Genomic DNA, 8379 nt, shown 5'->3' with positions numbered 1-8379 from the left:
GTATAGAGGTTCTGCTGAAATTTCAAGGCGATCGCTGCCCACCCGAGGACGAAAGCAAAGGAAATAGAAAAATATCGAGAAATTGTTAAGTCGATTATCCGAAAATATTCGGAGGATGATGGATACGACAGCGAGATAGAGACTCAAACGGCGATCGATATCCAAAGCGATCGCTATATGATGTTTCATATTGGCTGGCGTGGAGAGCGACGAGTATTTGGATGCGTTATTTATATTGAGATTAAAGGAGATAAAATTTGGATTCAACGAGATGGAATTGAAGATGGAATCGCCAACGCATTAATCGAGGCGGGCGTGCCGAAATCTGACATTGTCTTGGGATATCGATCGCCTTATATGCGACAGTTTACGGAGTTAGCAGTGGGGTAGTTTAGCGGTCAGCTTTCAGTTTTGTAGGGTGGGCAGTTACGCCACATATTAAACTGCCCACTAACCGAGGGTTTTATGCCAGGATTCAGATCTTGGGTTCGATCTTGCTCGTAACAGCATTGTAGGGGTCAACGGCCGTATAGCCTGTCGGCATGGCTACGCGCTTGTCCCCTACAGTAACTGAATGCCGACCATCAATCCAATTCCATTTTCGCGAAGTGGTCTTGCAGCAGTTTGTGAACGAACCGATAGCGACCGCCGATGCGTTGGATGAGCAGGCGTTCGGTGCAATAGTCTAAGAGGCGATCGAAGCGGAGGGGAACGTAGCGGTTCCAGGCAAGGACGATGCGAAGGGCGATGTGTTGCGTAGAGGGATATACCCCCAAAAAGACTATACTCAACCACAATATTAAAATAATGCAGAGGCTCAGAATAGAATTAGAACTCATAGCAGAACTGAATTGTTGTACTTTTAATGAGTCAATAAATTCAATCTTAATCATTGAGGTGATACATAAAATCACTAACCCCCAATAAATTGTGTTTTTCATTGAATTTTTAAATCCTTGATTGGGAATTATTTTATTTTCAACATCTGTTTTAAATCCTTTCACAATACCTTTTATTAATCCTCCAGTAAAACAAAAAACAAAAGATGCCATAAATATTGTTTTTGAGTCAAGAATTGGAGCAAGATAAAAACTACAAACTAAACTAATTATTAAACTACATATTAAATCTCGTATTAATTCTTTTCGTAATATACTTGTACTATATTTTCGTTCTTCAGAAGTTTCTGGCAATTTAATATCTTCAATGAAATATATCTTGTTTTTGACTGGGGTTAAATTGTGAACAAGAATCATAAACAGGCTTATAATAAAGAAAAAAATCAAAGAAATATATAATATGTTAATCAAAAAAAGTTTATATAAAAAATAAAAATATAATTCAATCGTAAAAAATAAAACAAAAGAAGCTATGAAGCTCAAAACAATATAGTAATAGGATTCTTTAGTTTTACTTTTCAACCATAAAGGCTGCATTTTTTCAATCATAAACTCCGATCCCAGCCTTGGATCGTGTTCTATAGCATTTGCTACAAATACCAGAGTTCTCTTAACTGCTTCTGGTTTTGGCAAAGCTTTATTTGTATAGGTTTTACTCAACCAGCCTAATTTTTTTTTGTCAGGATCGAGAATTAACTCCCGACTCATCACCGCATCCCAATAGGTATCGAACAAATACTCGATTTTCGCCTCGGAAGTCTCCCGCTTCTTCCACGCCGCCAGGTCGAATTTTCCCTGTATCTGCACCAACCCAAACATCGACAAAAATAGCGGTTTTGTTAACAACTCTCGCAACGGGGCATCCTCTCTTACCGTCTGCCACACCTCTGGTAATTTCAACCGGGTAAAATACGCCTCAATCTGCGTGGCAGTCAAAGGCTGCAAATAAATCGCCCCCTGCAAACTCAGCTTTTTGCGGACGATTTTCTCGAATTCCTCTCGCCGACAGCACACCAATACCCCACAGGGCTGCTTCTCTAAATCCCCCGTCAGCCAAGTATTGATTGCCTCGGCGCAATGTTGCTGGAGTTCGGGGGTCACTTCATCCAACCCATCCAGCAGAGGCAGCAACGCACCACTCTCTAGCCATTCTTTACCTAAGTCCTGCCGCAATCCGTACTTCGCCTTGAGTTCCGCCACCAGCCAGTCAAAAATTTCTACCTTCGGCTGCTTCCAGGACGACAAACTCACCAATACCGGAATCGGTTGGGAACCATCAGCCCAGGCTGCATCGAGCAATTCCCGCGCCAACTCCAGCATCGTCGTGGTTTTCCCCGCCCCCGGTTCTCCCAAAATTAGCAACTGCTGCTCTTTCTCGCGAAACACCTCCCCAATCCGCGTCCCGGCAGGCAAGGGCTTGGGCGGTTTCTGGGGTTCGTACCACGTCACCTCCCACGGCGACGACACGGCACTATCCCGTCGTTCCATTCCCAGGGATAAGCGCACGGCATTATGCAGCGACTGCGCCAAGCGCCCGTCAACTTCTGACTCGATGGCTTGCAGCAGTTTTCTTTGGGCGGGTTCCCTGGTTGTATCAGTAGATGTTTTAGGCGATGTCTCCCTCGATGTTTCCCACGTTCCATCGGAGGGGGTTACTTTTTTAGCTTGTTTGCCAACTTGCAAACCGTGGGAAATGCCCGCTTCAAGAACCCTTCCGTATCCAACTCCATCTCATAAGCAATTACTCCAGGCAACAATGGAATCGCCGCCGTGAGTTTTCCGGCTGCGGGGATTCCCGGCTTACTCAGTTCGGCTTTGATTTCCTGCAATGCCTGCATGAGTTGGGCATGATTCTGCACCGTCGGTTCAATTTCGAGAAACTCAACTTCCCGAAGCATTCCACTGGCGACTTCTTCCGCGTCTGCCTCGGGAATCGTCAATCCGGCAATTTCCGCCCGCCAGCGCATCCAATATTCTCGTTCGACGGCGTTCAGTTCTTGCTTGAGTTCGTCAATCTGCTGCTGAATTCTCTCTTTTTCTGCTTGTTCTGCCAATCGTTTGGCTTTTTCCTTGCCAGCCAGTTGCTTATAGTAGCTTTGGACTTCAGATTGTAAATGATAGAGGCGATCGCTAATCATCTAAAATTTCGGAGGAGTATGGTTTGGGTACAGTCAAGTATTCATATATATTGTAAGTTTTACTTAAAAATTGGCCAGCATCCAGATAATTTCATTTTAAAGGGGTAAGAAGTGCGATCGCCTCATCGAAAACCCGCAACCCCCGATCGATACAATAAAGTCATCCCCCATCGTGCCCAAATCCCTCAAATCACAAAATGCAAGTTACCTTAAAAGTTCCCGATCGCATCGGCGAAAAACTGCAACAATTAGGCGATCGCCTCCCGGAAGTTCTCGATCGGGCGATCGAGGAACTCACCCCCGCAGATACCATTTCCTACCAAGACGAAATCCAAATCGTCGAACTGCTTGCCAGTCAACCCAGTCCGGAAGAAATCCTCGCGATCCGCCCTACCCCCGAATTGCAAGCGCGAACGAGCGAACTGCTCGATCGTAATAAATCCGGAATGCTTTCCCAAACCGAAGAAGTGGAACTCGATCGATACTTACTCCTAGAGCATTGGGTGCGCCTCGCCAAAGCTCATGCCTACGGGCGCTTACAGACCGTCGCATGAGTTATGTATCGGCAACTCTGCGTCGGCTTGTCACTCAACGTGCCGCCCAACAATGCGAATATTGCCGCTTTCCCCAATCGGCTTCACTCTTTGCCTTTGAAATGGAACACATCATTGCCGAAAAACACGATGGCATCACCGAAGCTGAAAACCTAGCACTATCGTGTCCTTGCTGCAATCGTTTCAAAGGAACTGACCTAGGTTCGATCGACCCGGAAACGCAACAGTTAACTCCCTTTTTTAATCCCCGTCTCCAGAATTGGTCAGACCACTTCGAGCTAGAGGTCGGAACGATCGTCCCTTTAACTCCCGAAGGGCGTGTCACAGCTAAGATTCTACAATTTAACCTCCCAGAACGCATCCTCGAACGCGAGCAACTGATGGCGATCGGACAATATCCACCACCGACCCCTGAAAGAACGTGACGGTTCTATTTTTGGGTTGTCAGAGCGGGGCGATCGATACAATAAAATCATCACAGTCGATCGACCTCTGACAAACAACGATCGCCATGCCCCAACAAACGCCAAAAATGTCCCCCGAGGAATACCTCGAATGGGAAGCCCAACAAGAGATTCGCTACGAATACTGTAATGGCGAAGTTGTGGCGATGACGGGCAGTACGATTCCTCACAACGATATTGCCCTCAATCTCTACAGAACCCTATATCCCCATCTGCGTTCTCGGGGCTGTCGGGCGAACGTCTCCGATGTCAAAGCGCAACTCAACGCGGGCAGCCAATACTACTATCCCGATGTTATTGTCAGTTGCGACCCGCAAGACCGAACGGCGCGCAAATTTATTCAAAATCCGACCCTCATCGCCGAAGTCCTCTCACCCAGTACCAGTGGAAAAGATCGAGGGGAAAAATTTACCAACTACATCAAACACGCCACCCTGCAAGAATATCTCTTAATTAGCCCCGAAAAAATCTCCGTCGAACGGTTCTGTCGGGGAGAGGGCAGAATGTGGCTGTACTATCCCTACACCTCCGGCGATATCGTGACCCTATCGAGTCTGGAGTTAGAATTTGCGATCGAACTGCTCTACGAAGACATTGTATTTGAAACCGAGTAGGGGTAATCCTCCCGCGATTGCCCCATTCTACTGCCAGTAAGTACCGCCGGGGTAGGCACAGGGGCACTACCCCTACCTCGCAAAACTAGATCGAGTACTAATAGCAGTACTTCCCTTTTTCAGGTTTAGCTTTGTTTTTCGACTGGCGCATTGCCCCGAGTAACGTCGAGACGATCGTACAGCGTTTCGCGTCTCCCCCATTTTTACTCGATAACGTCACCCGTCCCAGTTGACCGCTGGTGCGTCCGCGATGGTTGAAGCGCACTCGCCGCACGCCACCGGCTTCTCGCAACGTCGTTTCTTCATCCATACGAACGACGGCATCGAGGGATTGCCAAACGGCGGCACCCGGATCGAGGTTGGTGGGGTGGACTGCCCATTCTACAATCCCATCGGTTTCCCGAAAACTCGCTTGCCAGGTGGTTTTGGTGCGGATGGCTTTGCTTTGGGCTTCGCGCATCGCCAGCAATACGTCATTGTTGGCAGCATTGAGCGCGTATCGATCTTTGAATTTCATCCAACTCGGGGCAGCGATCGCCGCTAAAGCACCAATTAAGACTACAACGGCGAGTGCTTCTGCCATGGTAAAGCCTTGAGTCGATCTCTGAGAAATTGGGGAAATTCGATTTATCTTTGGCTGTGTTGCTGGCACCGTCAAGTATCTCAACCTTGTTAAAAAATTGCGAGTATATCTTTAGAGGGTGTTTCTCTTCGATTTTACTCGCGCAAAAATTAAGGTTCGATCGAGATGATTTAAAGTTGGTGTTTAGATTGCATTTCCCAAAACTGGCGCAGACGCTAGGTTGTAATCATCCCCTGACAAGCATTCCCTTGTCAGGAGGTAGGGAGAGGGTTTGAAAGCGGGAGTTGTAATCGAAGGATTAGAGTCCCGTGGTATTGTTGGAAATCCAGCCAGTCGCTTTAGCCCCGATCGCCGTTTTCAAATCCCCCGATAGTAATAGCCGATAAGCATGGGGCGAACCTCCCGCACCGTCGTCAGTCATAGAACTACCATCGGTATTGCGCGGGGCGAACCACGAGTTGGCCGTTACTTTCAAGTTGCCATCAACGGTCTCTAAATCGGTGATGACTAAGGAATTAGTTTTACCATCGCTGGCTTTACGAGCGGAGATATAAGCCGCATCGAGCAGGTTCCCCGTCGCACGATCGATCCGGCCGAGAACTCCAATTTTCGGACCACCTCCCGATCCGTAACTCCGCAGCCAGGACTGGGTAGCATCTCCACTGGCGCGCCGCCAATCTTCGCTCGCCGTTCCCTGAGTGCCGTCGGTGCTAAACGTGGCGTACAAGTTCGTCCCATCCCAGAACAAACCCGAACCCCGTCCGTCCGCACCAGTCATTTCGTAGTCGGTTTTCACCCAATTATTATCGGGGTTGGCACTGTCGAAACTAGCAACGATCGGATCTTGGTTGATGCCCGTTTTCTGCCAAGTGCCGATATAAATGGTTTGCGTACCCAGAGCAATCTTTTGTCCCCCCTTAGCGGCAATGGTGGCTTCGTCGTCGCTGGGGGCGAACTTCACCGGGGTACTATCAATAGCAGCGGGTTGGGCAGGTGGTAGGGTTGCGGTATCGTCGTCGGTAATGGTGAGAACGGCGCTATCTTCAGTTCCCAAATCTGCACCGATGGCATTGGTCAGGGTAATCCGCACCGTTTCGTCTGTTTCCACGTCGCCATCGTCGTTAATAGAAAAGGTGAAGGTTTTGCTCGTCTCTCCAGGGGCAAAGTTGAGGGTTCCATTAGCTGCGGTATAGTCATTTCCAGCCGTCGCCGTTCCGTCGCTGGTTGCATAGTCGATGCTCGCTTCTGTGGTGGTATCTCCCGTGCGTTGAATGGCGATCGTTGCAGTCCCGGCATCTTCGTTGAGAGTATAGCTAGTGGGTTCTAAAGCAATGGTGCTGCTAGTTCCCGTATCGGTTCCCGTATCGGTTCCCGTATCGCTTCCCGTATCTGTGCCGCTGCCGGTATCAGTTCCCGTATCGGTTTCCGTGTCTGTGCTACTGCCGGTATCAGTTCCCGTATCGGAATTCGGAATCAACCCGGCAAAGTCATCTGCCCCAATGGTGCTGCCGTCCACATCTTTGAGGATGGCGAGGAATTTACTCGTTTGACGATCTCGAACGATCGCATCTCCGGTATAGTCCCCCGTTCCCGAGGCAATCTCCAATCGATCGAAGCTCAGTCCTCCCCGCAGCAATAGGCGATCGCGATCGCCTGTAAAATCGCCAATAACTTCCGCCGCATCGATCGTCGAGCTTCCCAAATCGGCATCGAGAACGAACGTATCGTTACCATCGCCACCCCAGAGAGTATCGATACCTGCGCCACCATCAAGCTCGTCGTCTCCCAAATCTCCGTAAAGTACATCATCTCCAACTTCCCCCAATCCTAAATCATTATCCTTGCCGCCCCAGATGGTATCGTTATCTCGACCGCCATAAATCGTGTCGTTTCCGATATTTCCAAAAAGGCGATCGTCCCCTAAGTTACCAAATAAGATGTCTTCGTCTTTGCCACCAAACAACCAATCTTCTTGTTTGCCACCAGTAATTAAATCTTGTCCTTGATTGCCAAAAAGATAATCTTCTCCTTGATTTCCATACAGACGATCTCTTTCTCCTAAACCCATAACGGTATCGTTTCCACCGAGGGCTAAAATGACATCTTGCTGTTGAGTGCCCGCAAAAAGATCGGTTTCGGAAGTTAGGAATGTGGGTTGAGGTTCGTTGAGTTCGAGAGAAAGCATGAGATTAATCGTTTTTGATGAAATGCGGAAATCTTAATGCGACAGGATTTCCTTACGGATGCGCGACAATAACAAAAGAATTGTTTGAGTTGAGATTGTTAGCAATTTGTGCAAAACATAGACTCCGTACAGTAGGGGTAGTGCCCCTATGCCTACCCCGTTTATGTCAGTTAGGGTCTACCAAGCATGAAAGCTGCGATAACAATCTGTCAGAATGCATCATTTTTGATGAGAATAGAAATCCTGTAGGATGCGTTAGACGGTAAAAGAATCTATTGAAAACTAGACTTTAAAAACCGTCGTAACGCATCATTTTTGGTGTCGAATAATTAATCCTTCACCACTCTTACTTAGGGTTGCCAAACTTCTGAGTCCAGTAGATATAATGGTTCTCCTTACCCGTATCGTTGGCGAGGAAATGGTACCCAACGCCAAGTTCGGTGAACCGAGGGTCTAGGAGATTTTCGTTGTGACCGGGGCTGGCAATCCAGGCATCCACAACTTTCTGGGGGCTAAATAGACCAGTCCCAGCGGCAATGTTTTCTCCAGCGGCAGAGAAGTCGTAACCCGCAGTCTTAATGCGTTGGTCGAAAGTATTCTTTTCTACGGGGTTGTAGTGATCGAAGAAGTCCTGATTGGCCATATCTTCGCTGTGCTCTTGGGCTGCGGCATGGAGTAGCCCATTGGCTGTCAGCTCGGGTCGTGCAATGCCATCGATGGCAGTTTGGCTGGCGCGGTGTTCGTTAGTGAGGCGCAAGACTTCATCTAGGAACTCTTGGTTCGCAGACCCAGTATCAGTTCCACTGCCGGTGTCAGTTCCGCTTCCCGTGTCGGTTCCACTGCCGGTATCAGTGCCGCTTCCCGTGTCGGTTCCACTTCCGGTATCAGTGCCGCTTCCCGTGTCGGTTCACGTTCAGGTAACAGTGCCACCAACCGTGTCGA

General features: G+C 48.4%; 11 protein-coding genes. 4 read left to right on the top strand and 7 right to left on the bottom strand.

From position 1 onward, the window contains the following. A partial coding sequence (locus IQ235_RS12160) for a hypothetical protein (RefSeq protein WP_264321726.1) occupies positions 1-189 on the bottom strand: 189 nt, incomplete at its 3' end. Here IQ235_RS12160 and IQ235_RS12155 point away from each other — a divergent pair. After that, complete coding sequence (locus IQ235_RS12155) at positions 97-390, top strand: XisI protein (RefSeq protein ID WP_264321727.1); 294 nt, start codon at positions 97-99, stop codon at positions 388-390. The two genes, IQ235_RS12160 and IQ235_RS12155, sit on opposite strands and share 93 nt — an antisense overlap. A 194-nt stretch (positions 391-584) precedes the next feature. On the opposite strand, the gene IQ235_RS12150 is transcribed toward IQ235_RS12155, so the two are convergent. The 3 genes from IQ235_RS12150 to IQ235_RS12140 all read right to left on the bottom strand — a co-directional run bounded on the left by IQ235_RS12150 (position 585) and on the right by IQ235_RS12140 (position 3037). Then, entirely contained in the window at positions 585-2219 is a 1635-nt protein-coding gene (locus tag IQ235_RS12150; protein ID WP_264321725.1) for an NACHT domain-containing protein, read from the bottom strand. Then, positions 2176-2343: a hypothetical protein gene (locus tag IQ235_RS12145; protein WP_264321724.1), complete on the bottom strand. Its 168-nt coding sequence runs from the start codon at positions 2341-2343 to the stop codon at positions 2176-2178. Before IQ235_RS12145 ends, IQ235_RS12150 begins: the two co-directional genes overlap by 44 nt. Before the next feature lie 208 nt (positions 2344-2551). Continuing rightward, on the bottom strand, positions 2552-3037 hold the full coding sequence (locus IQ235_RS12140; RefSeq protein WP_264321723.1) for a hypothetical protein: 486 nt from the start codon (positions 3035-3037) through the stop codon (positions 2552-2554). Positions 3038-3234: 197 nt separating this feature from the next. On the opposite strand from IQ235_RS12140, the gene IQ235_RS12135 reads away from it, so the two are divergent. The 3 genes from IQ235_RS12135 to IQ235_RS12125 all read left to right on the top strand — a co-directional run bounded on the left by IQ235_RS12135 (position 3235) and on the right by IQ235_RS12125 (position 4669). Further along, a complete protein-coding gene (locus IQ235_RS12135) occupies positions 3235-3591 on the top strand; it encodes a hypothetical protein (RefSeq protein ID WP_264321722.1) in 357 nt (118 codons plus the stop codon). Next, a complete protein-coding gene (locus tag IQ235_RS12130; RefSeq protein ID WP_264321721.1) occupies positions 3588-4016 on the top strand; it encodes an HNH endonuclease in 429 nt (142 codons plus the stop codon). Before IQ235_RS12135 ends, IQ235_RS12130 begins: the two co-directional genes overlap by 4 nt. A gap of 86 nt (positions 4017-4102) precedes the next feature. Then, positions 4103-4669 (top strand): Uma2 family endonuclease, encoded by a 567-nt coding sequence (locus IQ235_RS12125; protein WP_264321720.1) that lies wholly within the window; start codon positions 4103-4105, stop codon positions 4667-4669. Between the two features lie 97 nt (positions 4670-4766). On the opposite strand, the gene IQ235_RS12120 is transcribed toward IQ235_RS12125, so the two are convergent. The 3 genes from IQ235_RS12120 to IQ235_RS12110 form a co-directional block, all read right to left on the bottom strand. Further along, positions 4767-5252, bottom strand: coding sequence for a GspH/FimT family pseudopilin (locus tag IQ235_RS12120; protein ID WP_264321719.1), 486 nt, complete (start codon positions 5250-5252; stop codon positions 4767-4769). A gap of 298 nt (positions 5253-5550) precedes the next feature. After that, complete coding sequence (locus tag IQ235_RS12115) at positions 5551-7437, bottom strand: Calx-beta domain-containing protein (RefSeq protein ID WP_264321718.1); 1887 nt, start codon at positions 7435-7437, stop codon at positions 5551-5553. A gap of 346 nt (positions 7438-7783) precedes the next feature. After that, positions 7784-8194, bottom strand: a complete 411-nt coding sequence (locus IQ235_RS12110; protein WP_264321717.1) for a CAP domain-containing protein — start codon at positions 8192-8194, stop codon at positions 7784-7786. Between the last annotated feature and the right edge of the window lie 185 nt (positions 8195-8379).

Source organism: Zarconia navalis LEGE 11467, assembly GCF_015207075.1.
GTDB classification, from domain to species: domain Bacteria; phylum Cyanobacteriota; class Cyanobacteriia; order Cyanobacteriales; family Geitlerinemataceae; genus Zarconia; species Zarconia navalis.
This window is presented reverse-complemented; position numbering and strand designations above follow the sequence as displayed.

Bases quoted from the DNA above. Each gene is read 5' to 3' on its own strand.
- IQ235_RS12125 (WP_264321720.1), top strand. From the start codon at position 4,103: ATGCCCCAACAAACGCCAAAAATGTCCCCCGAGGAATACCTCGAATGG.
- IQ235_RS12115 (WP_264321718.1), bottom strand. From the start codon at position 7,437: ATGCTTTCTCTCGAACTCAACGAACCTCAACCCACATTCCTAACTTCC.
- IQ235_RS12130 (WP_264321721.1), top strand. From the start codon at position 3,588: ATGAGTTATGTATCGGCAACTCTGCGTCGGCTTGTCACTCAACGTGCC.
- IQ235_RS12120 (WP_264321719.1), bottom strand. From the start codon at position 5,252: ATGGCAGAAGCACTCGCCGTTGTAGTCTTAATTGGTGCTTTAGCGGCG.
- IQ235_RS12150 (WP_264321725.1), bottom strand. From the start codon at position 2,219: ATGCTGGAGTTGGCGCGGGAATTGCTCGATGCAGCCTGGGCTGATGGT.
- IQ235_RS12140 (WP_264321723.1), bottom strand. From the start codon at position 3,037: ATGATTAGCGATCGCCTCTATCATTTACAATCTGAAGTCCAAAGCTAC.
- IQ235_RS12135 (WP_264321722.1), top strand. From the start codon at position 3,235: ATGCAAGTTACCTTAAAAGTTCCCGATCGCATCGGCGAAAAACTGCAA.